General features: G+C 75.3%; 2 protein-coding genes. One reads left to right on the forward strand and one right to left on the reverse strand.

The window, feature by feature from the left end; translation table 11 throughout:
- On the forward strand, nt 1–628 hold a 628-nt coding region (locus B9S61_RS13530), incomplete at its 5' end, for a CHAT domain-containing protein (RefSeq protein ID WP_146064824.1).
- A gap of 196 nt (nt 629–824) precedes the next feature.
- Here the strand turns inward: B9S61_RS13530 and B9S61_RS13535 are convergent.
- The coding region (locus B9S61_RS13535; protein WP_146064825.1) for a response regulator transcription factor at nt 825–1006 on the reverse strand (182 nt) is incomplete at its 5' end.

Genomic DNA, 1006 nt, shown 5'->3' on the forward strand with positions numbered 1-1006 from the left:
GCGGGAGCGGGTGCTGAGCGTGTCGCCGTCGGCGAGCAGCTGGCTGCGCGCGAAGGAGACGGCGCCGCCGCGCGGGGGCCGTCAGGTGCTGGTGCGCGGTCCGGGGCTGGCGACGGGCGGCGCGGAGGTTCCCGAACTGGCCGGCCGCTACGGCGGTGCGACGGTCCTGGAGCACGAGGACGCGACGGTGCCGCGGGTGCTGGCGGAGCTGGACGGTGCCGCGCTGGCGCACATCGCCGCGCACGGCACGTTCCGCGCGGACGGCCCGTTGTTCTCCTCCCTGCGGGTGGCGGACGGGCCGCTGATCGTGCACGACTTCGAGCGGCTGGACCGCAGTCCGTACCGGATCATCCTGTCGTGCTGCGACACGGCCCGGTTCGCGAACGTCGGCGCGGATGAACTCCTGGGCCTGGTGACGGCGTTGCTGCCGCTGGGCACGGCGGGTGTGGTGGCGTGCAGTGCGCCGGTCAACGACGCGGCGGTGGTCCCGCTGATGCTCGCTCTCCACGAACGGCTCGACGCGGGGCTCTCCTTGGCGGAGGCCCTGCGGGACGCCCGCGCCGCCCTTCCGGCCGACGCGGTGCACCGGGCCACGGGGTGGGCGTTCACCGCCTTCGGAGCGGCGTGAACCTGCCGGCCGGCGGCAGCGGAAGGCCGGCGGCCGGTCGCGCCCACGCGGCGAAGCCGCCTATCGGTCCGGTCCCGCGCCCCCGCGGAGCCGGTCCGGCCGACCGACACCGAAGGGGCGCGGGAAACCGCGCGAGCAACCACGATCCGCCCGCAGCCGCATACGACGCGGAACCTCCCGCACCCGGGCGCACCGTTCACGCAGGCATCGCCTCCAGCGGCTCGGTGAGCCGGGGCAGATGGGAACGACTCGGCGCACCCAGACGCGTGTACGCCCCGTACAGGTGGTTGCCGACCGTCCGGACGGACAGCGTCAGGCGTTCCGCGATCTGCCGGTTGCTCAGCCCCGCCGCCGCCAACGCGACGATCTGCCGCTGAC

Source organism: Streptomyces sp. SM1 (genome assembly GCF_002910825.1).
In the GTDB taxonomy this organism is placed as follows: domain Bacteria; phylum Actinomycetota; class Actinomycetes; order Streptomycetales; family Streptomycetaceae; genus Streptomyces; species Streptomyces okerensis.